Raw genomic sequence first — 24,769 nt, forward strand, 5'->3', positions numbered from 1 at the left:
AAAAAATGATAAATTCCGACAAAACTTAGCAATTTTATAAAATTTTCTTTACATTATGATTACAACGATAGACACTCTTCTTCTTATGATATATAACATTCATAGGGAAAGGAGCCAGACAACCATGAAAAAGAAATTTGCAGCGTTTAGTGTTTTAGCAGCAGGAACGATTTTTGTTTCTCCGCTACTTTCACCCGTATACGCTGAAACGAATCAAGATAAATTATCTAATATTCAATCTGAATTAGAAGGAAAACAAAATGACTTACAAAATAAATCAGCTGAGAAAGACCAAATAGAAAAAGAAATTCAAGAATTACAAAAGAAAATTGACGATTTAACTACTTCTATTAATAAAAACGAAGCTGAATTAAACGATACAAAAAAAGAAATTAGTAAAACGCAACAAGTAATTGCTGAAAAAAAGAAACATATAGAGCAATTACAAACAAACATAGATACGCGTCAGGAAGTTATTAAGCAACGTTTACAATCTATGCAAGAAAAACCTCGTACAAATATTATTACAGAGGTAATAACAACTTCTACAAACATCGCTGATCTTGTTGATAATATGTACTCTGTAAGCTTAATTTTAAACAACGATACTGATATTGTGAAAAAACAAACAACTGATCAAAATGCTGTGACGAAAGAAAAAGAGGCTGTTGAGAAAAAAGAGCAGCAACTAAAAGAAGCTGAACAGAAATTAGTTCAAAAACAACAAGAGTTGCAAACGAATCAACAACAACAGCAAACATTTATTAGCGATCTACATACGAAAGTAGCAAAAGTAGATTCAGAGATTGAAGGATTAGAAGAATCTAAAGGTATTTTAGAAAATCAGCGTCAAGCCGTTCAAAAAGCAATTGAAGAAGAAAAACGTGCGGAAGAAGCTCGTAAGGCTGAAGAGGCACGTAAGGCAGAGGAATCTCGCAAAAAAGCTACTACAGCTGCTCAAACAGCTCAAGCAGCTCCGGTACCGCACGATACAAACATCGGCGGCTTTATTAAGCCCGCAGCTGGATCAAAAACTTCTGGATTTGGCGTGCGCTCTATAGATAACCATAAAGGAATCGATATCGCAGCTTCAGGAACTGTTCCAATTATTGCCGCTGCTGATGGCGTTGTTATTCGCTCAGAATTATCATCTAGTTATGGAAATGTTGTGTACTTATCTCACCGTATAAACGGAAAAACATACACAACAGTATATGCTCATATGAGTAGCCGTTCTGTATCAAATGGACAAACTGTAAAACAAGGTACTCAACTCGGATTTATGGGGAACACTGGCCAATCATACGGACAACATTTACACTTCGAGCTTCACCTTGGAGAATGGAATGTCGGCAAAACAAATGCAGTTGATCCATCTCCTTATATCGGATTATAGAAAAAAACTCGGTGCATACCGAGTTTTTTATTTATACTTCACACAATATAGGCTTTCCACATAGACTATAACTAAATGCCTATAGTTTACGGGGTGATCAACTATGAATACACAATTACTACAAGAAATAGAAGAAGCTAGAGAGACGTATATCGGCCGGATATTTACATTTGGCGGCTCCGCATTATTTTTAATCGGATCATTCATCGCAGTCGTCACAGCCTATAAAGCATACCATCGTTTATTAAATACACCTCCAACATAATAAAAAGACGGAGAATTCTCCGTCTTTTTTTATGCAAACATTTTAAATACGCCTATCGCATTTAAAAATACAATAATTACAGTTACCGGAATAACATAACGAAGCAAGAAGAACCAAATATTAAATAATGTTTTCCCTTTCGTTTCCGTAACTTCTAATTCTTTCATTAACATTTCTTTACTCATTTTATTTGGTACGAATAGCGAGATGGCTAGCACACCAAGCGGCAGTAATACATTACTTACCGAAAAATCGACGAAATCAAAGAATGTCTTACCAAATATTTTCACATCACTCATAATTCCAAACGATAATGCTGACGGGATTCCAACTGCAAAAATAAGAATACCAATTAATAATGATGCTGACGGACGCTTCTTCTCATTACCTTTCGCAACAGATGCTACTACAATTTCAAGCATTGAAATTGCTGATGTTAACGTTGCAAAGAAGAATAAAATTAAAAACATAACAAAGAAAAATTGTCCAAATGGTATTTTCGCAAATACTGCTGGAAGGACGATAAACAGTAGTCCTGGTCCTTCAGTCGGCTTAACGCCTAATGCGAAAATCGCCGGGAAAATTGCTAATCCTGCAAGCACTGTAATAAAAACAGTTAAACTTACAATAGATGTTGCCGATTTAGCTAAATGTTCTTCTTTCTTCAAATATGAACTATACGTGACCATTACTGAAGCACCTACTGTTAGCGAGAAGAACGATTGTCCCATCGCGTATAAAATCGTATCTGCTGTCAGCTTTGAAAAATCTGGTTTTAAGAAGAACTCTACCCCAGCAAAAGCACCATCAAGTGTTAAAGCACGAACTATAATCGCAATAAACAAAATAAATAATAGCGGCATCATATACTTACTTGCTTTTTCTATCCCTTTCTCTACACCTTTACTTACAACAAAAATAGTGCAAAGCATAAAGATAAATTGCGCTCCAATCGCGCTTACTGGATTTGAAATCGTTTCACCAAATAATTTCCCGTAATCAACAACACCATTCCAGAAGCTTCCTGTAACACTATAATATAAGTACAGTAAAATCCATCCACCTACAACACTATAAAAAGATAGTACACTAAAACAAGTAACAACTCCCATACGACCAATCCAAGGATATAACTTACTATTTGGCACCAATACTTTATATGCTGTAACTGCCTCTTTTTGCGTACTACGTCCAATAACAAATTCAGCTAAAAGAAGCGGCATACCTATAAATAAAGTTAATAGTAAAAATACAAGGAAGAATGCGCCTCCCCCACCATTACCTGCAACATATGGAAATTTCCATATGGCACCAAGACCTACTGCGGCTCCGGCTGCTGCGAGTACAAAGCCTATTTTCGACGTCCATTGCTGTGTTTCTTTCATCATAATTTCTCCTTTTCTGAATATTTAAACTTTTATCAATTATACACTTTCATTTCATACTCGCACACCTCCTTTAGAAAATAAAAAAGTCCCCTACACGCAAATATGCATGTAGAGGACGATATATGTAATGTAAATACCGTGGTACCACCTCAATTGGATTGATAAATCCCACTTGTTCAAGTACAGGAAACATTCCGATACTCTATCCTTTTAACGGCGGAACCCGGGTTGCCTACTACAATGTTCAACATACCTCTCGCAAGCCCATTCTGTATATTTTATCGTACCGGGCTCACACCTTACCCCAGCTCTCTGACCGTATCAAATATACGTACTCTTCTTGCTCATCGATTTCATCTATTGAAGTTACTTGTGATTATAAATTATATTTTTATAGTTGTAAAGTACAATTTATTCATTATCCTATATGAACTCTTCTCTCTAATTCTTGTAAAAACAATTCTCTTTTTTGTTCATTTTGAACATATACCGACTTTAATACTTCTTGCAACAATATATTTCTCTGCTGTTTCTCTATTTGTAATTCTTTCACTTTAATTCTAACTTCGTATAAAAAATCAAGATATGATTCATACGCCTCATCATATTTATTTGCGATATCATCACGAATTTTTTTTGCAAGTTTCGGACTCGCTCCTCCAGTAGAAACAGCCACATTCAGTAATCCACGATGAATCGCCGCCGGAAAATGAACATTCCCACTTTCCGGGTTCGTAATAACATTTACTAATTGATTCTCTGCACTATCTTCAGCAACTTGTTCATTTAATACAGCATCACCACTCGCTGCAACAACTAAAAAAGCACCTTGAATATCACTTTTTTCATACTTCCTTTGATACCAACGAATTTGCTTTTCTTCCACAAGTTTCACTAAATTCGCATCCAATTCAGGACTTATCACAATTATATCCGCACCTTGTTTTAGTAAAGGAATAATTTTGAATCCCGCGACTTTTCCTCCTCCAATGACAACAACACGTTTCTTCTCAACTCGCACTGTAAGTGGATACATATTGATCTCCCTTCAATAATTTCTTCGTTTTCTGAATTAACATATATTGAAACGCTTCATTCTTTCCTAAATACGGACTTATTTTTATCTCATCCGACTCATATTGGCGCACTTCTTTTTCAATATGTTTCATAAGTAAACCGGTAAATAACAAGTAAGGCAGCACAATAATGTTCTTTTCTTTTCGTTCTACAACTTCCTTTAACTTCTCCTCAAATTTCGGCTCGGCAGCTGCTAAATAGCAAACCTCTACTTTTTTAATTTTCTCTTCCGTTTGAAATAAAGAAGCGATCCAGTTTATATCCTTTAATACTTCAGGATCGCTACTCCCTCTTGCAACGAGAAGTAACGTCACTTCATTCGTCTCTTCCTGTTCGATACCACTTCCGTTATACACTGATTTAACGAGTGTTTCTGATACACCAAACGGATTACCGTAGGTCACTTTAACACTTGAAAATTGATTATTTAACTTTTCTAATTCAAACGGGATATCTTTTTTCACGTGACCTGCCGCTAATAGAAAAACCGGAATAACAATAATCTCTGTAGCACCACGGTTCACACATGTACGGAACCCTTCATCAATAGTTGGACTCGCTAACTCTAAAAAACAAACTTCTTGAATACTTGCCTCTACACGGTTCATACATGACGTAATAAATGCAACCGCTTCTTCTTTAGCTGCTTTCAAACGACTTCCATGACATATATATAAGATGGCTTTCATTTTATAACACTCCGCTTACTTGATACGTACTTTCAGTCTGTTTCTCAAACCAATGGATCTTTTCTCTAAAACGGACCACTTCTCCAATTACAATCATGCTCGGATTTTGAATTTGTTCTTTTTTCGCAACATCTACAATTGTCCCTAACGTCCCGACAACTGTGCGCTGCATAGATGTTGTTCCCCGCTCAATAATAGCAGCAGGCGTACTTGTATCTTTTCCATGCTTCATCAGTTGTTCACATATGTAGGGTAAATTACTAACCCCCATATATACAGCTAACGTCTCTACACCTTTCGCTAAATGTTCCCACTTCACTTCCTCTTCAGCATCTTCTTTCCTATGCCCCGTCACAATAGCAAAACTTGCACTCGCATCACGATGCGTCACTGGAATACCAGCATAAGCAGGAGCAGCTATTCCAGCTGAAATACCAGGAACAATTTCAAACGGTACACCTTGCTTCGCTAATGCTTCAGCTTCTTCTCCCCCTCTACCAAATACAAATGGATCCCCGCCCTTTAGCCTCGTTACAACTTTTCCTTTTTTCGCGTATTTAATAAGAAACGTGTTAATTGTCTCTTGCTTCATCGTGTGATAATTTGGCAGTTTTCCGCAATAAATTAAATCCGCTTCAGGCTTTGCGTATGAAAGCAACTCTTTATTTACGAGACGGTCGTATAAAATAACGTCTGCTTTCTCAATACATTTCAATCCTTTCACAGTAATTAAATCTGGATCACCAGGACCTGCTCCAACGATATAAACCTTTCCCATCATCTCTCCTCATTTCTACTATTAAAGTGAAACTTCCATCCTTATATACGAATGGAAGTTTTCATCATTTCCTATTACCTGTTCCCTACTCATGAATAACAAATGCCGCACCTTTTCGAATCTTCTTTTTTTCAAATAGAGAAATTTCCTTTACTTCTGGCAGCGGTAAAAAATGCTTTTCAAGCTCCATCTCCGCGAGCTTAAATGCCTGTTCTTCACTTTGAGCAACAACAACAATCGGAACAATACTATTCACTAACACGGCTTCAAATCGATATAAATCCATATTGTCCCTCCTAAGACGCTAGTACTTCTTCTAACACGGTATTTAGCGCTATTTGTAGTGTGTCTACACCGATACGACCAACAAAATCATAAAACGTTTCAGCTGGTAATTTATTCTCTTTGAAATAACTTATAAATGATGCAAGTACATCAGGTAGATCCTCGCCATCTATTTTCCCTTTTAACTTTTGATTGTAAGCACCGCCATCTAACAACGTTCCACCTACGTATATTTCAAATGCTTCAACAATCCCTTTTTCCTTCGTTTTCATTTTCACCCCTTGTAATCCAATGTCAGCAATTTGACGTTGACCACATGAATTCGGGCATCCTACCATATGAATACGAACCGGAACATCGAGTGCAATTTGTGTATCTAAGTATTCGGCGATTTTGCGTAATCTTTCTTTCGTTTCTACTAATGCAAGATTGCAATATTCAATACCAGTACAAGAAACCGCATGACCAATAAACGATTTCGGACTTGCTGATATTGCTTCAAACAATGGTTCATTTAATAAACCCGTTACATTTTCTGGCGGAACATTCGGAATAATAAAGTTTTGCGAGTTACATGTGCGAATTTGTCCATTTCCATACTGCTTAGCAATTCTCGCAATCTCAAACATTTCTTCTGCATGTAGACGTCCTACCGGTACATTAAAACCTACATATTTAAGGCCATCTTGTTTTTGATCTTGAACTCCATAAAAGTATCCCGCATTCCAGCCTTTTAGAGCACTTTCCCCTTTACTTTGCAATGGTCCTGTATACTCTATTAGTTTCTCTTTAAATTTCTCTGCTCCCCAGTCTGCAACAAGAAATTTCAAACGAGCTAAATGACGTTTTTCACGGTATCCAAAATCACGGAATATCGTAGCAATCGTAATTGCTACCGCCTTCACTTCTTCTGGTAAAACAAATACATCTAATTCATCAGCTAAATATGGACGAGCTGATAATCCACCGCCTACTTTTATATGAAAACCAACTTTTTTCTCACCATCTATTTCTTTCGTAGCAGGTGTAAATGCAACACAGTTAATCTCTGCGTTCGCTGAATTATAAATATTAGAACTAATAGACATTTTAAATTTACGTGGTAAGTTAGAAAACTCCTCATTATGTTGGAAATAGTCATATACCTCTTTCACAATACCAGTTGTATCAAACAGCTCATTTGCATCAATGCCAGCAAGTGGATTCCCTGTAATATTACGCGTTATATCACCACAAGCCCCAGCTGAAGATAACCCAACTCTTGCTAATCTTTTAAAAATATCTGGCATTTGATGGATTTCTAGCCAATGAAACTGAATCGCCTGTCTTGTCGTAATATCTATTACGTCACGCCCATAATCCTCAGCGATAGAAGCAAGCACTTCTGCCTGTGCATTCGTAATAATCCCTGAAGGAATATTTACACGCATCATAAAATAACCAGCTTCTTTCGGTCTTTGTAAATACAACCCTGCCCATTTGAATGCGTCCCACTCTTCTTTCGGAATAGATTCGAAGCCATTCTCTGCATAGTAAGGAATATCATTAAAGATTTCCAATCCATCTTTTTTTAATTTATTTTTCTCAGTCTGATTTAATTTTTCATTGTTAGCCCATACTTTTTCATAACTCATTTTTTAATCCCCCTATATAAAACTACGCTCTTGTAAGTACTTCACAATTTGCTCTGCACATTCTTCAATAGAATACTTGTGTGTTTCTACAATTAATTCTGCTTGCTCTGGTTCCTCATACGGTGAATCAACACCAGTAAACTCTTTAATATCACCTTGTCTTGCTTTTTTATAAAGCCCTTTCGGATCACGCTTCTCACACTCTTCAATTGGGCACTTTACAAACACTTCTATAAACTCATCTGCAGCTAATAAATCCCTCACTTGTTTTCGGTCTACTCGAAATGGTGAAATAAACGCTGTAAGAACAACCGTACCTTGATCTACAAATAGCTTCGCCACTTCGCCAATCCTTCTTATATTTTCCATACGATCACTTTCAGAAAAACCTAAGTCTTTATTTAAACCGTGGCGTATATTATCACCATCTAGTACATAGTTTCCAATATTCTTTTCAAATAGTTTACGAGCAACCGCGTTCGCCACCGTAGATTTACCTGAAGCTGATAGACCAGTAAACCAAATTACAAAACTATGATGCCCATTTTTTACTCTTCTCTCATCTTTTGAAACAGATGCTGTATGCCAAGTAATATTTGTATCCATCTCATTCTCTCCCTATTCTGTTACTACTTCTTTTTTCAAACCTTTAATTAGCACTTCCACTACTTCTTTACGACTAAATGTACTCGGCGGAACCTCACCGTTTCTTAATAGTTCTCTTACTTTTGTACCTGATAAAATGACATGATCCTCTTTTCCGTGCGGACATGTTTTCGTCGATGCCATCGCTTCACATTTCGTACAGTAAAAACTATGTTCAAAAAATAGCGGTGTAATTCCTAACTCTTCCACTGTAAAGTTTGTAAAAATTTCTTGTGCTTCATAAGTCCCGTAATAATCTCCTACCCCAGCGTGGTCGCGCCCTACGATAAAGTGGGTACATCCAAAATTCTTTCTAACTAATGCATGGAATATCGCTTCCCTCGGTCCTGCGTAACGCATTGCTGCAGGAAATACACCTAAAAAGACACGATTTTTCGGATAATAGTTTTGAAGTAATACTTCATAGCTTTCCATCCTTACATCAGCAGGAATATCGTCCGACTTCGTTTCCCCAACGAGCGGATTCAAAAAGAGACCGTCTACAATTTCAAGAGCAGATTTTTGAATATACTCATGAGCACGATGTACTGGGTTTCTCGTTTGAAATCCGACTACTGTTTTCCAACCACGTTTTTTAAATTCTTCTCTCGTTTCAATTGGATCTAAATGATAAGAAGGAAACTGATTATTTTCAAATCGTTTCGTAAGAATAATCGCTCCACCGACATAAACGTTCGGTCGTTCATATAATTTTTTCACTCCTGGATGAGCCTCATCCGTCGTTTTATATACAAGTAATGCTTCTTTCTCTTTATCAGGTACAAAAATATCTTCTATTTGAATGACACCATATACATTTCCGCTATTAACAAGCTTTACTTCTTCTCCAGCCTTTAGACTTTCTGCCACTTCTTCCGTTACCGGTAATGTAATTGGTATACTCCATACGCTTCCGTTTGCTAAGCGAAGCGTTTCTACGACCGCATCATAGTCTTTCTTTCCTAAAAAACCAGTAAGTGGGCTATATCCCCCTGTCGCTAATAGCTCTAAATCACTTAACGCAATGTTGTCTAGTTGAATTTCTTTTTCGATTTGTGATACGTCGTAAGTCTCGTCTATACGATTTATTAATTCGTTTCTTGTACTCATTTTCTATACCCTCTCTTAGCTTTATTTTCGAATTCATCTTATTGGTAATGAAGACCACATTCTGTTTTCACTTTCCCAGACCATCTACCATCTCTCGAGTCGCCACCCTCACCTACAGGTAACGTACACTTCTCACACCCAATACTTGGATACCCAATATCATGCAGCGGGTTATACGGCAAGCTATGTTTGTATACATATCGCCATACTTCTTTCCACGTCCAATGAATGAGTGGACAAACTTTAATCGATTGAAAACGATGATCTTGATTTATAAACTTTGTATGCTTACGTGTTTCTGATTGTTCCCTCCTTAAGCCCGATATCCACGCTTTTTCCGCTGCTAACGATTTTTCTAACGGTAAAATTTTCCTAATCTTACAACAAAGGTTCGGATTACTTTCCCATAATTTCTCACCATGCAACTTCGCTTGTTCATCAAGTGTAAGTTCCGGTTGTTTTTCTATAATATTTAATAAAGGAAATCGTTCCCGCACTTTTTGAATTAATTCATACGTTTCTCGAAAATGAACATTTGTATCTAAAAATACAACTTTAGCAGATGGATTTACTTGGTTTATAAGATGCAGTAATACCATCCCTTCTACTCCAAAGCTACATGCGTATACAATTTCACTTTCATATTCTTTATAAGCCCAACTTAAAACAGATAGCGCGCCTTTTGTTTCATCTTCTTCTGAAAATGAAACATTATTTTCTTCCCACGTTTCATACGTCAACATGTTTTTTCCCCCTGTAAAAGCAAAAAGACGGTTTTAACCTAATCAAAATAGGTTAAAACCGCCTCTAGTTTTTCTAGTCAGCGCTTTTTACTTTAAACGTACCTTTTCACTTTTCTCTAATTGAATGACTTTTCCATCTTGCACAACAATTGTAATTGAACCATATTTCATATCAGCAAGCATCGCTTCAATTTTCTCAGACACTTCCTCAAAATGTTCCCGTACGCTCACGCGAACAGCCCCCCTTTTTATTCATAAAAAAAATCTTTCCCATTTCGAAAAGACTGTTCGGTAATATATTTTACCTTATCTTTCAAAATGGATTCCATTTTGCTGGATTTAGCACCTTGCTTTCTATAAGCAGGTTGCCGAGCTTCTTCGGGCCAGTTCCCTCCGCTTCTCTTGATAAGCTTTGTATTTGTATTTTATCACAATTCTGATTTTTTTCAATCCTAGTTTTCCGATATATTTTATTTATTTTATTTTTATAAAAAAGGAATTGCCCATCCGAACAACTCCTTTTCCCCATTTACACAAGTTCTTTAATACGTATGCGATCGTTCCCAATAATATTTTCATATGTTTCGCGCTCTACAACAATTTGTGATGTACCGCCTTTCGCGAAGACGACAGCTGGTCTACGAATCCGATTATAATTATTCGCCATCGAGTACCCGTATGCCCCTGTACAAGAAATTGCTAATAAATCGGCAGAAGCAACTTTCGGTAGAGTAATATCCCAAATTAACATATCTCCACTCTCACAACACTTCCCAGCAATCGAAACGACTTCCTCATTCTCATCATTTCCTCGATTCGCTAACATCGCTTCATAACGAGCGTTATATAAAGCAGGTCTTAAATTATCAGTCATTCCACCATCCACTGATACATATTTCCGAATACCAGGAATATCTTTCACAGATCCAACTGTATAAATTGTCGTTCCAGCATCACCTACAATACTACGGCCTGGTTCAACCCATATTTCCGGCAAGGGATAATTACATACTGTAAACTGTTCCCTCACTGCACTTGTTACAGCTCGCACATATGTCTCAAGAGTTAATGGTGTATCTGACTCTGTGTAGCGTATTCCGAATCCTCCGCCCACATTTAATACTTTTACTACATAGTTCGCGCTCTCTCTCACTTCTTCTAAAAATTGATGAAGAACTTCAATCGCTCGAACAAATCCAGCCGTTTCAAATATTTGCGATCCGATATGTGAATGAATTCCTAACACATCATAATTTGATTTTTGTAAAGCAAGCTCAATTGCTTGCATCGCTTGACCATTTGAAACTCCAAACCCAAATTTCGAATCATCTTGACCTGTTGTAATATATTCATGTGTGTGCGCCTCTACTCCAGGCGTTACACGGATTAATATGTTCACAAATTTCCCATGTCGCACTGCTAAATCATGCAAAATTTCTAACTCTAAGAAATTATCGACAACAAAACAACCAATATTCGCCTGAAGTGCCATCACAATCTCTTCTTCTGTTTTATTATTGCCGTGAAAATGAATACGCGATGCTGGGAATCCCGCTTGAAGCGCAGTATATAATTCCCCCCCAGAAACAACATCTAATGACATATTCTCTTCACGAGCTACTCGGCACATCTCCATGCACAAGAACGCCTTGCTTGCATATGCTACTTGATAAGAGAACCCACTTTCTTTAAAAGCACGATGAAACGCGCGGCACTTTCCTCGAATAGACTCTTCATCGTATACATAAAGTGGTGTTCCGTATTGTTTTGCTAGCTGCGTCGTATCGCACCCTCCAATTTCTAAGTGTCCTTGCCCATTGATTCGGCTTGTGCCGTGTAAATACATTTGAATTCCTCCCTTATTTCCTCTAAAACTCATAACCCCAATCTTCTATTCATTGCAGCACGCTTTTAGATAGACAAAAAACGCGCGGAACAATGTTCACACGCGTTTCTTATTAGGAAAAATATATATTGAAAAAATAAACGAGTTGTTATCTTCTCAAAATAAGAAACCGCATCAACATCTCCAAATAGCTCTCCATAAAAGAAATCTTATGACAGTACTACATTTATTCAATGTAGTCCCAATATATGAATAAGATGGTTATTCTTATATTTCGGCAATAGTCCCTTTCAACCTATGATCACAGATTCCATTAAATCTCCCATAGCTTACTCTTTCCTATTGCGGCCTCTACCTTTGAGAGTAGATGAGGTAAGTCTATTTAATTTTCAAACATCTAATTGTTGCTATTAACAATACCAAAGGACCATTTTATTTGTCAAACAATTTTTTATATTGTTTTTTTACAGTTTAATTTCGTATCATTTGGTAAGCGCTTTACTAAAATCTTTGTCACTTCCCATTCGCCTTCTTCGTTATTAAAAGTAATTGTTACTTTTTCAAATGGCGGGACAATTTTCCCACCAACCTGTTCATATTTCGTCACTTCAATAACCGCTTGAAATAAATATGTACCGCTATACACTTTTTTTAAACTAATAATTTTAGGACATTGATATGGCTTTAAGCTCCCATATTGTTTTTCAATTGCTTTATTTATTTTCGGAAACAAAACAGAATAAAGGGCATCTTCCATAAGAGGTGCATCATATTGGGCTACCGACACACTTGGTGAAGCAAAAAGTATAACACTACTGCATACTATAAAATATAATAATTTTCGCATGATAACCTCCGTATTGTTACACGATTCTTTCTGCACACGATAATAATCATACATAGAAACTCCGTTTTATTGTCTCCTACTGCCCTTTTTCTACTCAATTATTATAAAAAAGCCCACAACTCTCTTTTATTTTCGTATAATGATACTCATAGTATAATAAACATAATAATAAAGGACTGTTCGTATATATAAAATGAGGTGCTAATCAAACCAGCTCACAAGAACGGTCATGCTTTTTAGGAGAGGAGTATATTATGCTACAACGTCTGTTTCCAAAACTGCGATTTGCACTCGTTGCAGTCGTTTTATTATGGATAAAAACATATATTGTGTACAAGCTAGCATTTGATATTAAAATCGATAATTTCTTTGAAGAATTTATGCTTTTTATTAATCCACTAGCTGCATTACTTTTATTTTTCGGTTTTGCTTTATTTGCATCTAAACACCGAAACCGCATTATAGTTGGAATCAGTTTTATACTGTCCTTTATTTTATTTGGAAATGCAATGTTTTATGGGTTTTATAACGATTTCGTTACATTCCCAGTTTTATTCCAAACAAATAATATGGCTGATTTAGGGACGAGTATAAAAGAACTCTTTACGTACAAAACATTACTTTTATTTGCAGATGCGATTATTTTAATGTTTCTTTCACGTAAATTCCCGGCATTTTGTGACAAGACGCCGCTTTCACGCTCTGAGAAGCGAACTTTCTTTAGCGGTGTAACAGCTTTATTAGCACTACAAATTGTTGTTTCCGTTATTTATAAACCACAAATGTTCTCACGCTCATTTGATCGTCAAACAGTCGTGAAAAATTTAGGTTTATACACATATCATCTATTTGATATTACACTTCAATCTAAATCTTCAGCTGAACGTGTATTTGCAAGTGGAGATGGGTTCTCTGAAATTAAAAACTATACAGACTCAAAAGATAAGCAAGTTGATAAAAACTTATTTGGAGCTGCAAAAGGTAAAAATGTTATTTTGATTTCCATGGAATCTACACAAAGTTTTGTTATTAATAAAAAAATAAATGGAAAAGAAATTACTCCATTTTTAAATGAATTTATTAAAGATAGTTTTTATTTCGATAACTTCTATCATCAAACGGGACAAGGTAAAACTTCTGATGCTGAATTTATCGTTGAAAATTCACTTTATCCGTTAGACCGCGGTTCTGTATTCTTTACTCACGCAACAAATGAATATACAGCTACACCAGAGCAATTAAAGAAATACGGATATTCTTCTGCTGTCTTCCATTCAAACGATAAAACGTTTTGGAATCGTGATGTAATGTATCCTGCACTTGGATATGATCGTTACTTTAATTTAAATGATTACGCAGGCACAGAACAAATGTCTGTCGGCTGGGGATTAAAAGATAAAGAGTTCTTTGAACAATCGATTCCAAAGCTAAAATCTTTACCACAACCGTTCTATACAAAATTTATTACTTTAACAAACCATTTTCCATTTCTTCTAAATCCAGAAGATCAATATGTTGATGAGTTTAATTCGGAAAGTGGTGTTGTAAACCGCTACTTCCCAACCGTTCGTTACACGGATGAAGCTCTTAAATTATTTATTAAACAGTTAAAAGAAGAAGGACTGTATGATAATTCTGTTATTGTCATTTATGGAGATCATTATGGCATTTCAGAAAACCATAATGCAGCTATGGCCCAATTCCTTGGGAAAGACGCTATTACACCGTTTGATTCTATGCAATTACAACGCGTCCCTCTCATTATTCATGTACCTGGTCAAGAAGGAAAAGTCATTTCTAAAGTATCTGGTCAAATTGATATTAAACCAACGCTACTTCATTTACTTGGTATTAAAACAAATCAATCCGTTGAATTTGGAACTGACTTATTTATTAAAGAAAAAGATCCACTTATGGTAATGCGTGATGGTAGCTTCGTTTCGGAAGAGTATGTGTATACAAAAAACATGTGCTATAAACGAAATACAGGTGAAGAAGCTGACATTTCATTATGCCAACCAAATATTGAAAAAGCAAAAACTGAATTGAAACTCTCCGATAAACTCATTTATGGAGATTTATTACGTTTCGATCCTAACAATCGTTATAAAACTGGAACAATGACAACGAAATTTGAGTAGTACTAGAAGCAACTTTATAAAAGTTGCTTCTTTTTTTACTTATTTTTCAAATCATTCTTCTATGAAATCTTTCACAAATTGGGAATTTCTTTCGTATGAGGAAGAAATTTATGGTATGATAAAATAAGTAAAATTTCATACACTAATTAAGAATTTATTACAGAAAGCAAGGGATCAGATTTTGTATAGAGCAGCTATTCCAAACTTATTTACGCTCGGAAATTTATATAGTGGATTCTTGTCAATCGGCTATGCATCTTTAGGATATTATAAATCAGCTGCTATTTTAGTACTTATCGGGATGATGTTAGATAGTCTTGATGGGCGTGTTGCTCGTTTATTACGCGTTGATTCACAAATGGGAAAAGAGCTTGACTCACTTGCGGATGTCGTGACATTTGGTGCAGCACCTGCTGTTCTTATGTATTACACATCTTTCTCCAATTACGGAATCATCGGACTATACATAGCGGGACTATTCCCTCTTTTCGGAGCATATCGTTTAGCACGATTTAATGTAACACCATCTTCTACTTCAATGAAATATTTCACTGGGGTACCGATTACAGCAGCGGGAGGGCTTGTTGCTTTCTTAACATTATTTTCACATATCATTCCAAAAATCGTTCTTATTACAGTCTTTGTAACGTTCGCATTTTTAATGGTGAGCCGCATTCGTATCCCAAGTTTAAAAGATGTACCACTTCCACGATATAGCATCATTATTACACTATTTTTAGTTGGAAGCATTATCACAATGTACCAAACAGGGATCGGTAACTTTTCTGTTTTCTTATTCATTGCTATTCCACTATATATTTTGTATATGCTATCTCAATTTCTTAGACAAAGACCATCTAAAAGAGCAAATAAAGAAAAATAAGAAACCTTCCGATTTCGGAAGGTTTCTTTTTATTTTGTAACTACTGCTTTTTGATTTACAGGTGTTACAGGCTCTTCACCTTTTAATACGGCTAAAATATTTCTTACTGCCATTTCAGCCATCGCATCACGCGTTTCGAATGTTGCATTTCCTACGTGAGGAGCAAGTACTACATTCTTTAATCCTTTTAGCTCTTCAGTAATTTTCGGTTCAAATTCAAATACGTCAAGAGCCGCCCCTTCAATTTCATTCGTTTTTAATGCATGAGCAAGTGCCGCTTCATGCATAATTGGTCCACGTGAAGCATTTACAATATACGCTGTTTTCTTCATCATTTTAAACTGTTCTTCATCAATCATATGATGCAATTTCGGATTATACGCACAGTTAATTGTAATAAAGTCTGCTGTTTGTAATAATTCTTCCAATGGTACATATGTTGCTTCCGGTTCACTTTCAGCTTCAGGTTTTCGATTTGGCCCTGTATATAAAACATTCATTCCAAACGCTTTCGCACGCTTTGCAACTGCCTTTCCGATTTCTCCAAGGCCAATAATTCCAATTGTTTTCCCATGTACTTCACGGCCTAAGAAAAATAATGGTGCCCATCCGTTAAATCCAGTTGTACGACATAGCGTATCACCTTCCGGAATTCTACGTGCAGCTGCTAAAAGAAGTGCAAATGTTAATTCTGCTGTCGCTTCAGTTGATACTTTCGGTGTATTCGTTACCGCAATCCCTTTTTCTCCGGCATACGAGTAATCAATATTATCGTAACCAGCACCGTAGTTTGCAATAATTTTCAAATTAGGTGCTGCATCGATCACTTCTTTTGTCACCTTTGTAGAAAGTAGGCTTAACAATGCATCTTTATCTTTTGCACGCTCTGTTAATTCATCTAAAGAAATTAAAGCCTCTTTATCGTACATTTCTACATCATGATCCTTTAATAGTTCTAATCCGATTGCTGGAATTTTTCCTGCTACTAATATTTTCGCCACTACTAACACCTCTTCTATAGAAAATAAGATACCTCTTATCTTTCATTGTAAGAAATCCACATATAAAAACCAAGGAATTTGATTATAGTTTTGAAAATCGACACTTTTCCATAAAAAAAGAGGAGATGCACGTCTCCCCTCTTCTTACGCTTTTTCTTGCGATTCTTTTCCAAGCTTCACATCGATCGTTCCTTCTGCAACTGTATCACTAATTTGTTCCTCGATAACGGATTGAGATGTATCATTCGTTTCAGAAGTATACGCTTGTTGCTGTGCACTTTGTACATTTTGTTTATTTTGTTGTTTCGCCATTTCTTACCCTCCTTTTTATTCTTTCTTATTTTGAACAAAAAGGAGGGTTTTCATCAAAAAATCATGATTATTTTGAAATGGATACTTCTTCTTCCAGTAATCTCATCGTTCTTACTCGTTTCGTAAAGGTAGCTAAGTGTGAAATATCATGACTGCGTAACGTCTTTATATTCTCTTCCACATATTTTCCTAAGTCATGCGGATAATGAGCATCTGAGGAGAGAGTAATCGGAACCCCATGCTTAGCTAGTACTTGTAAATATAGCGGACTCGGACACATTTCGCGCACAGGATATCGATAGTACAATCCTGCATTTATTTCCGTTGCCGTATTTGTTTCTACTAATGCACGCGCAATGTCCTTATAATACGAAAGTTGTTCATTCTCATCTAACCGATAATTAAATACCTTAATGTTATCAAGATGAGCTATTATATCAAATAACTGAGAGCGAACTGCACACTCAACCGTTTTGAAAAACGTATCATATAAAGCATATAAGTCATGCTCCTTAAAATATTCTTTCGTATCTGGATTATCAAATCCCCAGCCATTTAAAAAATGGACAGAACCAATTACATAATCAAAGTCTCCTAATGCTAGTAAAGATTGTAATTCTTGTTCACCACCAATAAAATAATCCGCTTCAATTCCAACTTTAAGCATCACGCCTCGTTTACTCCATCGTTCTTTCGCTTCTTCTATTGCCTTTGTAAAATCATGTAGTGACACTACCCTTACTTGGTCTAGCCATTCCTTCTGTAAATGACCAAGCTTAGAATCGCTAATATCGACATATCTTTCATAGTATTCTTCCGCTTCATAAAAACGGTATAAATGATCGACAATACCAACTTCCTTTATACCTTTTCGCAAAGCTTCTTCTAAATATAAATCAATCCATTTCGTTGTAAATGGCCCTTCTTTCACACGTTTTTGCAGGCGTTCTTGTGTTTTCACAAGCCATTCCATGGAATGTTTTTCTTCTTTAAGCGGTTCATACTGTTGCAATGATTCGTTTATTTTAGCTAGCCACCCTATTGAATATGGCCCTTCTTCTAAATGAATGTGATAATCCACCTTCATCTATATTCCCCCTTATAATGTATCTATGTCTCTTCTGTCCCCTACTCGCGAAAGCTTCCCATTTCTTTCTGTCACTTCCTCCATAACATCTTCTAATGATATATTTTTTTCGGCTAATAAAACGAAGCAGTGATACAATACATCCACCATTTCCTTCACCAATTCTTCTTTATCATTATTTTTAGATGCGATAATTACTTCCGTGCATTCTTCACCAATTTTCTTTAAAATTTTATCTTCTCCTTTTGAAAACAAGTAATTTGTATACGATTCAGGAAGTGAATTTCTCTTTCGTTCTTCAATTGTTTCAAATAGTAATGTAAAGGCGTTTCCCATATGTATCCCCCTATATAATTTTGTAATGAAAACACGTTTTCTCTCCCGTATGACAAGCAGGTCCCACTTGCTTTACGACAACAACGATTGAATCTTGATCACAATCTAGATACAGAGATTGCACATATTGGACATTTCCTGATGTTTCTCCTTTATTCCATAACGACCTTCTTGAACGAGAATAAAACCATGTTCTTTTCGTTTCTAGCGTTTTTTCATATGCTTCTTCATTCATATAAGCTAGCATTAAAACCTCGTTTGTACCCTCTTCCATTACAACTGCTGGTAGTAATCCTTTTGCAAAGTTTGGTTTCATAACCGCACCTCAACGTTTGCATTTCTTAATTTTCTCTTTACATCTTGCATTGTCGCCTCACCGTAATGAAAGATGGATGCCGCTAACGCTGCATCAACTGTTGTCTTTTGAAAAACTTCTATAATGTGATCAACATGACCGCACCCGCCTGACGCGATGACTGGTACGGAAACGCTTTTTGAAATTTCTTCTGTTAAACGAAGGTCATATCCATTTTTCGTTCCATCTGCATCCATACTCGTTAACAAAATTTCGCCTGCCCCTAGCTCGGTAACGCGCTTTGCCCACCCGATTGCATCCATTCCCGTATCAACTCTTCCGCCGTTCACATATACATTCCACTTATCTTCCGCTATTTTTCTAGCATCAATTGCGACGACAATACATTGTGAACCAAAGTGTTCTGCCCCTTCTTTGATTAGCTTTGGATTTCGCACTGCCGCTGAGTTAATTGAAACTTTATCTGCTCCCGCTCTTAGTAAATTGTACATATCTTTAACACTTGAAATCCCCCCGCCAACTGTAAGAGGAATAAATACTTTCGAAGCTGTTTGTTCTACAACATCGATAATTGTTTTTCGTCCTTCATGCGTTGCCGTAATATCTAAAAATACAATTTCATCTGCTCCCGCATCATTATATAAAGCAGCTATTTCAACCGGGTCACCGACGTCTTGTAATCCTATAAAATTTACACCTTTTACGACTCGCCCTTCTTTCACATCTAGACATGGAATAATACGTTTCGCTAACATAACTTTGTTACCTCTAACACTTCTTCTAAATTAATCGTTTTCTCGTAAAGAGCCTTACCAATTATGACGCCATATATATTCATATCATTTAATTTTTTCACATCTTGAATAGATGCCACTCCTCCAGAAGCAATAAGACGAATAGCAACACTTTTTTGTAGTAACTCCAATTGCTCTACATTTGGCCCTGCAAGTGTTCCGTCTTTCGAAATGTCTGTAAACACAATCGTTTGAACACCTACATTCTCCATTTGCTTCGCTAAATCAATGTAAGAAATTTCAGACACATCAAGCCAGCCCCTCGTTGCTACGAAACCATTTTTCGCATCGATTCCAACAATGATTTTTTCTTTATATAGACGAACTGCTTCCTCTAAAAACGCCTTATCATAAAGAGCGGTTGTTCCTAAAATCACTTTATCTACACCTACTGACAATAACTTTTCTACCGCTACAAGTGAACGAATTCCGCCTCCAACTTGCACTGGAATACGTACTGCCTTGCAAATCCTTTCAATAACGAGCAAATTTACTGACTCCCCAGCAATTGCACCATCTAAATCAACAATGTGCAGTGTTTTCGCTCCTGATTTTTCGAATATAATCGCTTGCGCAACCGGGTCTTCATTCATTACTGTTTCTTTACTAAACTCTCCTTGATACAGTCTAACGCATCGTCCCTCTTTTAAATCGATAGCTGGGAAGATTTCCATGCTTCTACCACCCCTTTGAAATTTTTCAACATTTTCATCCCAATGTCACCACTTTTTTCAGGATGAAACTGTGCGCCGTATATATTTCCTTTCGCTACAAAACCAGGTACTTTCAATCCATATTCACTTATTCCATATACAATTTCATTTGGACAATCTGCATAATAAGAGTGAACATAATATACGAAAGAACCGTCCTCTACTCCATTCCAAAGTGCTATTTCTCCCTCTTTCTTTAGCTCATTCCATCCCATATGTGGAATTTTATAAGGGACTTTTAGCTTTCGAATAACACCTGGTAATAAACTTAATCCGTTACAGTCTTGTAGTTCTTCACTTTTTTCAAATAAAAGCTGCATTCCTAAGCAAATGCCTAGAAGCGGTTTTCCTGAACGCCCGACTTCTTTTAATACACACACTAAATCTTTTTCTTTCAATACATCCATCGCTTTTGGAAATGCACCTACTCCTGGTAAAATCACTCCATCACTTTTAAAAATTTCTTCTTTATCACTCGTTACGATGTACTCTGCTCCAATATATTTTAATGCTTGTTCTACACTACGAATATTTCCCATTCCATAATCTATAATAGCAATCAATTACAACATCCCTTTCGTTGAATTTACACCAGTAATGTTGGTATTTTTATCAACTGCTTCCCTAAGCGCTCGACCAAATGCTTTAAATAATGCTTCAACTTTGTGATGTGTATTACTTCCATATAAAACGCGAGCATGTAATGTAATATTTGCAGCATGAGCAACTGCTCTAAAGAATTCTTCTGTTAGTTCTGTATCAAAATCCCCTAGCTTCGGATTTGTTAATTCTCCTTGAAATACAATATACGAGCGTCCGCTTATATCAATTGCGACAAAACCTAAAGATTCATCCATCGGTACATAAGCAGAGCCATAACGGTTAATCCCCTCTTTATTTTGCAATGCTTCTTTCAAACAATTTCCGAGCACAATTCCAACATCTTCAACTGTATGATGTGCATCAACGAATACATCGCCTTCCGCCTCCACTTGCAAACCGAATCTTCCATGCCTTGCAAATAAAGTTAGCATATGATCAAAAAATCCAACTCCCGTTTGTACAGAAACATCCTTTCCTTCATCAAGCTGCAAACTTAATTTTATTTTTGTTTCTGTCGTCTCACGTATTTGACTAGACTCACGCATTATTCTTCCGCCTCCTCAAATCTTATTTGAATTGCTCTCGCATGCGCATGTAACCCTTCTTTATTCGCAAGTTCTACAATGTGATGTTGTACATCTCTTAACGCTTCCTCTGTATAAGACAGAAAGCTTGATTTTTTCACGAAATCATCAACTGATAACGGTGAGAAAAACCTTGCCGTTCCACTTGTCGGTAACACGTGATTCGGTCCTGCTACATAATCGCCAAGTGGTTCCGGCGCATATGGTCCAAGAAAGATAGATCCTGCATGTTTCACGTAAGCTAGTGCATTCATCGGTTCTTTTATATGTAACTCTAAATGTTCCGGGGCGATTTCATTCGATAATTGGAGTGCCTCATCTAAAGAGGGAACGATACAAATGGCTCCATTTCTATTTATCGATTCACGTGCAATTTCGCTTCTTGGTAATGTTTCTAACTGTCTTTCTATCTCTTTTTCTACTTCTTTTGCTAACTCTATATTCGTTGTAATACAAATTGCTGTCGCTCTCTCATCATGTTCTGCCTGTGATAGTAAATCAGCAGCAATATATTTTGCATTGCCGGTTTCATCAGCGATAACTACAATTTCTGACGGTCCAGCAATCATATCGATATTTACTATTCCATATACTTCTCGTTTCGCTAGAGCGACGTACAAATTTCCTGGTCCAACTATTTTATCCACTTTCGGAATCGATTCCGTCCCGTATGCTAAGGCAGCAATTGCTTGCGCACCACCTATCATATAAATTTCATCTACCCCTGCAAGACTTGCAGCAACTAAAATATGTGGATCAATTCCTCCTTCTCTCGGCGGTGTTACCATTACAATTTTTTTCACACCTGCGAGTTTCGCTGGTAATACATTCATTAATACTGACGAAGGATACGAAGCAGTTCCGCCTGGCACGTATACTCCTACATTTTCTAATGGCCGAATGATTTGTCCCCTAATGATGCCTTTACTCTCGCAATCGAATATAGATTGCCTTTTTTGCTTTTCGTGATACGATATAATGTTTTTCTTCGCCTTTTGTAACGCTTCTAAAAATGAATTTTCTACGAACATACTCGCTCGTTCTATTTCTTCTTCACTTACACGAAACTCTTTCATCTTTACACCATCAAACTTGTTTGTATAAAAAGATAGGGCCTCATCCCTATTCTCCCTTACATTTTGAACGATCTCTCTTACACTTCTTTGAACAGTTTCTTCTATTATATTAGCGTTTTCTCGTAGCAATTTTATTTTCGATAATGCCTTTTGAAAATCTTCACAAACGATCTCCATTTCAAGTCCCCCTATTTTCCTGACAAAATTTCTTGCTCCATCATATTTACAATACTGAATATTTCGTCTTTTTTAGTTTTTAATGCAGCCTTATTTACAATCATTCGCGCAGATATAGAACACATTTCCTCAAATACAATGAGTCCATTTTCTTGTAATGTTGTTCCTGTTTCAACAATATCAACAATTGCATCTGCCAATCCAAGAATAGGAGCGATTTCTACAGAACCTTCTATTTTAATAATTTCTACATCCTCTCCTTTATCATGAAAATAGTTAGAAGTAATATGGGGATATTTCGTTGCAATACGTTTCTTCCGGTAGCTCTTCGGGTTATAAGTAGGAATAGAAGCTACACAAAACTTACACACGCCTACTCCTAAATCCAACATTTCATAAATATCTTTCTCATTTTCCATTAAAATATCTTTTCCAACGACCCCAATATCCGCTACTCCATGTTCTACATAAGTAGCAACATCTACTGCTTTCACTAAAATAAATGAGATATCTGTATTCTTACTTTGAAAGACAAGCTTTCGCCCTTTATTTTTAAGCTCTGAACAATCAATTCCAATCTGCTCAAAGAGTGGAATCACATGCTTTTCTAATCTCCCTTTCGTTAACGCAATTTGAATGTTACGCATGAGGTTTCTCCTTCTTTCTGGACTACCCATTTCTCTTTCCATACATATTCCAATAATGATTCATTCTTCGCCTCAACGACCGTTACTATTTGATTTTTTCTTGCAAATTGAAAGGTGTCGTTTACATTAGAGAATAAGGATAGCTCTACTTTTTTCCCGTCCTTTTGAAGTAAATTTCGTAATCTTTCCGCTTCTGCTAATCTATTTAACTCATAATGAATGATTATATCTATTCTCTTTCGTTCATATGGTTCTTGCTGCTCTTGCAGCGCCTTCACAATTTGATTGACTTGCACCGCGAGTCCAACAGCCGGCAGCATTTCTCCAAAATTTCCAATTAACTCATCATATCTTCCGCCACTAACAATTTCTTCTCCAATTTCATATATATACCCTTTGAAAATAACTCCTGTATAGTAATCTAGATGTTGGATCATACCTAAATCAATTGATATGTAAGATCCATAGCCTAGTTTTTCAATGGCTACATATATTTCTTTCACTCTTGCGATGGCCATTTTCATTTCATTACTTGAGGCGAGTTTTTCCGCTTCCTCAATTACTTCTAAATTCCCAAATAACCTTGGTAATTTCTCAAGTAATCTTACTGTTTCATCACATCGATCTAATTTCTTTTCTCTAATAAAATTTGATAGAGCAGCATAATTTTTACTTTCAATATATGTTCTAAGTACTCTCTCTTCTTCCTCATGAATGGAGAGCTTTTTGACAATACATTTATATAACTGCACTTGCCCAATCTCTATTGTAAAAGATTGCACCTTCACCTTTTGAAGTGATTGAATGACGCTTATGACACATTCAATTTCAGCTCTTACATTATCAATCCCAATAATTTCAATACCACTTTGTATAATTTCATTATATTTTCCAGTAAGGGACTCATTCGCCCGAAATACATTCCCGCCATACGTCAGTTTTAGCGGCGTATCCCACCTCTGCGTTCCCATCACTCTCGCTAAAGGAATTGTCATATCTGGACGCAAGACGATAATCCGTCCCTTTTCATCAAAAAATTTATACATCTTTTCTTCATCTATCGGTCTATTTTGAAAGGCAAACACATCATAAAATTCTATTGTTGGTGTCCTTATTTCCTCATAACCTCGCTCTAAAAAAGTACGTCTTAATTTTTGCTCCACGTCTTCAATTAACGTACATTCTTCGAATAAATAATCTCTCGTTCCATTTGGATTTGCACGTTTCCATTTTGTCATCTAACTTCTCACACCTTTCCCTTTCTAATGTATGCCTATTTCATTCACCTAAACCGAAAATAAAAAGAGCCTTGTAGACAAAATACCTACAAGGCTCTTTAGTAGAGTGTAGGTACAACGGGAATAACCCTTGTGCCTACACGTTTTCACGCTAGGTT

The 24,769-nt window shown here is 36.4% G+C and carries 28 protein-coding genes, 2 riboswitches and 1 other annotated feature; of the genes, 4 read left to right on the forward strand and 24 right to left on the reverse strand.

The window, feature by feature from the left end:
• Positions 1 to 124: 124 nt before the first annotated feature.
• Positions 125 to 1,396 (forward strand): murein hydrolase activator EnvC family protein, encoded by a 1,272-nt coding sequence (locus MR115_RS12060; RefSeq protein WP_242241417.1) that lies wholly within the window; start codon positions 125 to 127, stop codon positions 1,394 to 1,396.
• Positions 1,397 to 1,499: 103 nt separating this feature from the next.
• On the forward strand, positions 1,500 to 1,661 hold the full coding sequence (locus MR115_RS12065) for a hypothetical protein (RefSeq protein WP_242241419.1): 162 nt from the start codon (positions 1,500 to 1,502) through the stop codon (positions 1,659 to 1,661).
• Positions 1,662 to 1,690: 29 nt separating this feature from the next.
• On the opposite strand, the gene MR115_RS12070 is transcribed toward MR115_RS12065, so the two are convergent.
• From MR115_RS12070 to MR115_RS12125, 12 genes are all read right to left on the reverse strand, one after another.
• Positions 1,691 to 3,046 (reverse strand): sodium-dependent transporter, encoded by a 1,356-nt coding sequence (locus MR115_RS12070; protein ID WP_242241552.1) that lies wholly within the window; start codon positions 3,044 to 3,046, stop codon positions 1,691 to 1,693.
• 111 nt (positions 3,047 to 3,157) lie between these two features.
• Positions 3,158 to 3,406: a binding site (T-box leader), on the reverse strand.
• 61 nt (positions 3,407 to 3,467) lie between these two features.
• Positions 3,468 to 4,085: an NAD(P)-binding protein gene (locus MR115_RS12075; RefSeq protein ID WP_242241420.1), complete on the reverse strand. Its 618-nt coding sequence runs from the start codon at positions 4,083 to 4,085 to the stop codon at positions 3,468 to 3,470.
• Positions 4,060 to 4,815 carry a sirohydrochlorin chelatase gene (locus MR115_RS12080; RefSeq protein ID WP_242241422.1) on the reverse strand — a complete coding sequence of 252 codons (756 nt, stop codon included), beginning with the start codon at positions 4,813 to 4,815 and terminating at the stop codon, positions 4,060 to 4,062. Before MR115_RS12080 ends, MR115_RS12075 begins: the two co-directional genes overlap by 26 nt.
• Position 4,816: 1 nt before the next feature.
• The gene (gene cobA / locus MR115_RS12085; protein ID WP_242241424.1) at positions 4,817 to 5,593 is read right to left on the reverse strand and encodes a uroporphyrinogen-III C-methyltransferase; all 777 of its coding nucleotides are present in this window, start codon (positions 5,591 to 5,593) and stop codon (positions 4,817 to 4,819) included.
• Between the two features lie 85 nt (positions 5,594 to 5,678).
• Positions 5,679 to 5,879 carry a DUF3906 family protein gene (locus MR115_RS12090; protein WP_000366917.1) on the reverse strand — a complete coding sequence of 67 codons (201 nt, stop codon included), beginning with the start codon at positions 5,877 to 5,879 and terminating at the stop codon, positions 5,679 to 5,681.
• Positions 5,880 to 5,889: 10 nt separating this feature from the next.
• A complete protein-coding gene (locus tag MR115_RS12095) occupies positions 5,890 to 7,512 on the reverse strand; it encodes a nitrite/sulfite reductase (RefSeq protein ID WP_242241426.1) in 1,623 nt (540 codons plus the stop codon).
• A gap of 12 nt (positions 7,513 to 7,524) precedes the next feature.
• Entirely contained in the window at positions 7,525 to 8,118 is a 594-nt protein-coding gene (gene cysC / locus MR115_RS12100; protein ID WP_061678641.1) for an adenylyl-sulfate kinase, read from the reverse strand.
• A 12-nt stretch (positions 8,119 to 8,130) separates the two neighbouring features.
• Positions 8,131 to 9,267 (reverse strand): sulfate adenylyltransferase, encoded by a 1,137-nt coding sequence (gene sat / locus MR115_RS12105; protein ID WP_242241428.1) that lies wholly within the window; start codon positions 9,265 to 9,267, stop codon positions 8,131 to 8,133.
• Between the two features lie 38 nt (positions 9,268 to 9,305).
• On the reverse strand, positions 9,306 to 10,010 hold the full coding sequence (locus tag MR115_RS12110; RefSeq protein WP_061678643.1) for a phosphoadenylyl-sulfate reductase: 705 nt from the start codon (positions 10,008 to 10,010) through the stop codon (positions 9,306 to 9,308).
• 87 nt (positions 10,011 to 10,097) lie between these two features.
• Entirely contained in the window at positions 10,098 to 10,241 is a 144-nt protein-coding gene (locus MR115_RS12115) for a YezD family protein (protein WP_000116161.1), read from the reverse strand.
• 72 nt (positions 10,242 to 10,313) lie between these two features.
• Positions 10,314 to 10,422, reverse strand: a riboswitch (SAM riboswitch).
• Between the two features lie 117 nt (positions 10,423 to 10,539).
• Entirely contained in the window at positions 10,540 to 11,856 is a 1,317-nt protein-coding gene (lysA, locus tag MR115_RS12120; protein ID WP_242241432.1) for a diaminopimelate decarboxylase, read from the reverse strand.
• Between the two features lie 180 nt (positions 11,857 to 12,036).
• Positions 12,037 to 12,218: riboswitch (Lysine riboswitch) on the reverse strand.
• Between the two features lie 89 nt (positions 12,219 to 12,307).
• Positions 12,308 to 12,703, reverse strand: coding sequence for a DUF3888 domain-containing protein (locus tag MR115_RS12125; RefSeq protein ID WP_001228835.1), 396 nt, complete (start codon positions 12,701 to 12,703; stop codon positions 12,308 to 12,310).
• Between the two features lie 254 nt (positions 12,704 to 12,957).
• Here MR115_RS12125 and MR115_RS12130 point away from each other — a divergent pair, with 254 nt between their 5' ends.
• Both MR115_RS12130 and pssA read left to right on the forward strand, forming a co-directional pair.
• The gene (locus MR115_RS12130; RefSeq protein WP_242241434.1) at positions 12,958 to 14,844 is read left to right on the forward strand and encodes an LTA synthase family protein; all 1,887 of its coding nucleotides are present in this window, start codon (positions 12,958 to 12,960) and stop codon (positions 14,842 to 14,844) included.
• 181 nt (positions 14,845 to 15,025) lie between these two features.
• Positions 15,026 to 15,727 (forward strand): CDP-diacylglycerol--serine O-phosphatidyltransferase, encoded by a 702-nt coding sequence (pssA, locus tag MR115_RS12135; RefSeq protein WP_000285414.1) that lies wholly within the window; start codon positions 15,026 to 15,028, stop codon positions 15,725 to 15,727.
• 29 nt (positions 15,728 to 15,756) lie between these two features.
• Here the strand turns inward: pssA and MR115_RS12140 are convergent, their stop codons facing one another.
• The 12 genes from MR115_RS12140 to hisZ form a co-directional block, all read right to left on the reverse strand.
• Complete coding sequence (locus MR115_RS12140) at positions 15,757 to 16,728, reverse strand: NAD(P)-dependent oxidoreductase (RefSeq protein ID WP_242241436.1); 972 nt, start codon at positions 16,726 to 16,728, stop codon at positions 15,757 to 15,759.
• Between the two features lie 144 nt (positions 16,729 to 16,872).
• Positions 16,873 to 17,040, reverse strand: coding sequence for a DUF4025 domain-containing protein (locus MR115_RS12145; protein ID WP_242241437.1), 168 nt, complete (start codon positions 17,038 to 17,040; stop codon positions 16,873 to 16,875).
• A 67-nt stretch (positions 17,041 to 17,107) separates the two neighbouring features.
• The gene (locus MR115_RS12150) at positions 17,108 to 18,127 is read right to left on the reverse strand and encodes a histidinol phosphate phosphatase domain-containing protein (protein ID WP_242241439.1); all 1,020 of its coding nucleotides are present in this window, start codon (positions 18,125 to 18,127) and stop codon (positions 17,108 to 17,110) included.
• A 12-nt stretch (positions 18,128 to 18,139) separates the two neighbouring features.
• Entirely contained in the window at positions 18,140 to 18,463 is a 324-nt protein-coding gene (gene hisE, locus MR115_RS12155) for a phosphoribosyl-ATP diphosphatase (protein WP_242241441.1), read from the reverse strand.
• Positions 18,464 to 18,473: 10 nt separating this feature from the next.
• On the reverse strand, positions 18,474 to 18,779 hold the full coding sequence (gene hisI, locus MR115_RS12160; protein ID WP_000803954.1) for a phosphoribosyl-AMP cyclohydrolase: 306 nt from the start codon (positions 18,777 to 18,779) through the stop codon (positions 18,474 to 18,476).
• Complete coding sequence (hisF, locus tag MR115_RS12165) at positions 18,776 to 19,534, reverse strand: imidazoleglycerol phosphate synthase cyclase subunit (protein ID WP_242241445.1); 759 nt, start codon at positions 19,532 to 19,534, stop codon at positions 18,776 to 18,778. The genes hisI and hisF overlap by 4 nt, the downstream gene beginning before the upstream one ends.
• Entirely contained in the window at positions 19,528 to 20,247 is a 720-nt protein-coding gene (gene hisA, locus MR115_RS12170) for a 1-(5-phosphoribosyl)-5-[(5-phosphoribosylamino)methylideneamino]imidazole-4-carboxamide isomerase (RefSeq protein ID WP_242241446.1), read from the reverse strand. Before hisA ends, hisF begins: the two co-directional genes overlap by 7 nt.
• Positions 20,220 to 20,849 carry an imidazole glycerol phosphate synthase subunit HisH gene (gene hisH, locus MR115_RS12175; RefSeq protein ID WP_242241448.1) on the reverse strand — a complete coding sequence of 210 codons (630 nt, stop codon included), beginning with the start codon at positions 20,847 to 20,849 and terminating at the stop codon, positions 20,220 to 20,222. Before hisH ends, hisA begins: the two co-directional genes overlap by 28 nt.
• Positions 20,850 to 21,434 (reverse strand): imidazoleglycerol-phosphate dehydratase HisB, encoded by a 585-nt coding sequence (gene hisB / locus MR115_RS12180; RefSeq protein ID WP_063261941.1) that lies wholly within the window; start codon positions 21,432 to 21,434, stop codon positions 20,850 to 20,852.
• Positions 21,434 to 22,726 carry a histidinol dehydrogenase gene (hisD, locus tag MR115_RS12185; protein ID WP_242241450.1) on the reverse strand — a complete coding sequence of 431 codons (1,293 nt, stop codon included), beginning with the start codon at positions 22,724 to 22,726 and terminating at the stop codon, positions 21,434 to 21,436. Before hisD ends, hisB begins: the two co-directional genes overlap by 1 nt.
• An 11-nt stretch (positions 22,727 to 22,737) precedes the next feature.
• Positions 22,738 to 23,373 (reverse strand): ATP phosphoribosyltransferase, encoded by a 636-nt coding sequence (gene hisG, locus MR115_RS12190; protein WP_001244477.1) that lies wholly within the window; start codon positions 23,371 to 23,373, stop codon positions 22,738 to 22,740.
• A complete protein-coding gene (gene hisZ / locus MR115_RS12195) occupies positions 23,349 to 24,611 on the reverse strand; it encodes an ATP phosphoribosyltransferase regulatory subunit (protein ID WP_242241452.1) in 1,263 nt (420 codons plus the stop codon). The genes hisG and hisZ overlap by 25 nt, the downstream gene beginning before the upstream one ends.
• Between the last annotated feature and the right edge of the window lie 158 nt (positions 24,612 to 24,769).

The organism is Bacillus cereus group sp. BfR-BA-01309, from assembly GCF_022664315.1.
Classification (GTDB): domain Bacteria; phylum Bacillota; class Bacilli; order Bacillales; family Bacillaceae_G; genus Bacillus_A; species Bacillus_A mobilis.

Coding starts and splice junctions, on each gene's coding strand:
- hisB (WP_063261941.1), bottom strand. CDS start 21,434: ATGCGTGAGTCTAGTCAAATACGTGAGACGACAGAAACAAAAATAAAA.
- hisG (WP_001244477.1), bottom strand. CDS start 23,373: ATGCGTAACATTCAAATTGCGTTAACGAAAGGGAGATTAGAAAAGCAT.
- hisI (WP_000803954.1), bottom strand. CDS start 18,779: ATGAAACCAAACTTTGCAAAAGGATTACTACCAGCAGTTGTAATGGAA.
- hisZ (WP_242241452.1), bottom strand. CDS start 24,611: ATGACAAAATGGAAACGTGCAAATCCAAATGGAACGAGAGATTATTTA.
- MR115_RS12130 (WP_242241434.1), top strand. CDS start 12,958: ATGCTACAACGTCTGTTTCCAAAACTGCGATTTGCACTCGTTGCAGTC.
- cobA (WP_242241424.1), bottom strand. CDS start 5,593: ATGGGAAAGGTTTATATCGTTGGAGCAGGTCCTGGTGATCCAGATTTA.
- MR115_RS12145 (WP_242241437.1), bottom strand. CDS start 17,040: ATGGCGAAACAACAAAATAAACAAAATGTACAAAGTGCACAGCAACAA.
- cysC (WP_061678641.1), bottom strand. CDS start 8,118: ATGGATACAAATATTACTTGGCATACAGCATCTGTTTCAAAAGATGAG.
- MR115_RS12060 (WP_242241417.1), top strand. CDS start 125: ATGAAAAAGAAATTTGCAGCGTTTAGTGTTTTAGCAGCAGGAACGATT.
- MR115_RS12110 (WP_061678643.1), bottom strand. CDS start 10,010: ATGTTGACGTATGAAACGTGGGAAGAAAATAATGTTTCATTTTCAGAA.
- MR115_RS12080 (WP_242241422.1), bottom strand. CDS start 4,815: ATGAAAGCCATCTTATATATATGTCATGGAAGTCGTTTGAAAGCAGCT.
- MR115_RS12065 (WP_242241419.1), top strand. CDS start 1,500: ATGAATACACAATTACTACAAGAAATAGAAGAAGCTAGAGAGACGTAT.
- MR115_RS12070 (WP_242241552.1), bottom strand. CDS start 3,046: ATGAAAGAAACACAGCAATGGACGTCGAAAATAGGCTTTGTACTCGCA.
- MR115_RS12150 (WP_242241439.1), bottom strand. CDS start 18,127: ATGAAGGTGGATTATCACATTCATTTAGAAGAAGGGCCATATTCAATA.
- MR115_RS12125 (WP_001228835.1), bottom strand. CDS start 12,703: ATGCGAAAATTATTATATTTTATAGTATGCAGTAGTGTTATACTTTTT.
- hisF (WP_242241445.1), bottom strand. CDS start 19,534: ATGTTAGCGAAACGTATTATTCCATGTCTAGATGTGAAAGAAGGGCGA.
- sat (WP_242241428.1), bottom strand. CDS start 9,267: ATGAGTACAAGAAACGAATTAATAAATCGTATAGACGAGACTTACGAC.
- MR115_RS12075 (WP_242241420.1), bottom strand. CDS start 4,085: ATGTATCCACTTACAGTGCGAGTTGAGAAGAAACGTGTTGTTGTCATT.
- hisE (WP_242241441.1), bottom strand. CDS start 18,463: ATGGGAAACGCCTTTACATTACTATTTGAAACAATTGAAGAACGAAAG.
- MR115_RS12090 (WP_000366917.1), bottom strand. CDS start 5,879: ATGGATTTATATCGATTTGAAGCCGTGTTAGTGAATAGTATTGTTCCG.
- MR115_RS12095 (WP_242241426.1), bottom strand. CDS start 7,512: ATGAGTTATGAAAAAGTATGGGCTAACAATGAAAAATTAAATCAGACT.
- hisD (WP_242241450.1), bottom strand. CDS start 22,726: ATGGAGATCGTTTGTGAAGATTTTCAAAAGGCATTATCGAAAATAAAA.
- lysA (WP_242241432.1), bottom strand. CDS start 11,856: ATGTATTTACACGGCACAAGCCGAATCAATGGGCAAGGACACTTAGAA.
- hisA (WP_242241446.1), bottom strand. CDS start 20,247: ATGGAAATCTTCCCAGCTATCGATTTAAAAGAGGGACGATGCGTTAGA.